Source organism: Oceanobacillus alkalisoli (genome assembly GCF_022213125.1).
GTDB classification, from domain to species: Bacteria; Bacillota; Bacilli; order Bacillales; family Amphibacillaceae; genus Oceanobacillus; species Oceanobacillus alkalisoli.
Map to the genome: position 1 here is coordinate 1 of NZ_JAKNRA010000043.1, position 692 is coordinate 692.

Annotated in this window: 2 rRNA genes; both read left to right on the forward strand. The window is 47.1% G+C overall.

Going from position 1 to position 692, the window contains the following annotated elements:
* Positions 1–194 (forward strand): 16S ribosomal RNA (locus tag L3V42_RS18060); the annotation flags it as partial.
* A 344-nt stretch (positions 195–538) separates the two neighbouring features.
* Positions 539–692: ribosomal RNA gene (locus L3V42_RS18065) — 23S ribosomal RNA — on the forward strand; the annotation flags it as partial.

Genomic DNA, 692 nt, shown 5'->3' on the forward strand with positions numbered 1-692 from the left:
AATCGTGGATCAGCATGCCACGGTGAATACGTTCCCGGGTCTTGTACACACCGCCCGTCACACCACGAGAGTTGGTAACACCCGAAGTCGGTGAGGTAACCATTTGGAGCCAGCCGCCGAAGGTGGGGCCAATGATTGGGGTGAAGTCGTAACAAGGTAGCCGTATCGGAAGGTGCGGCTGGATCACCTCCTTTCTAAGGATATAAATAAGAAAGCGCAAGTGGCCGTTCGACATTAGTTGAACGCCACTGGAGCTAGACTATTTTCGGAACATACTGGGTTGTTTGGTTCAGTTTTGAGAGAGCAAATCTCTCTATTTGTACCTTGAAAACTAAATAAGAGTAACAACGACATCATATTAAAAGGCTGAAACGACCGTTTAGAAACGCAACGCTAGCAAGGGGCTGGAAAACGCTTGTTTTTTTAGCGTTTGGAAGACCATTGCTTATGACGGGAGTTTCTAGGAGCTGAAGCTAGATTCAATAGATTGGTCTTTAACAGACCAACAAGGCAAAACAAGCTATATTTACTGTAACTTAGTTAAGTGAATAAGGGCGCACGGTGGATGCCTTGGCACTAGGAGCTGATGAAGGACGGGACTAACACCGATATGCTCCGGGTAGTTGTAAGTAAACGTTGATCCGGAGATCTCCGAATGGGGCAACCCACTGTCCGTAATGGGACAGTACGTA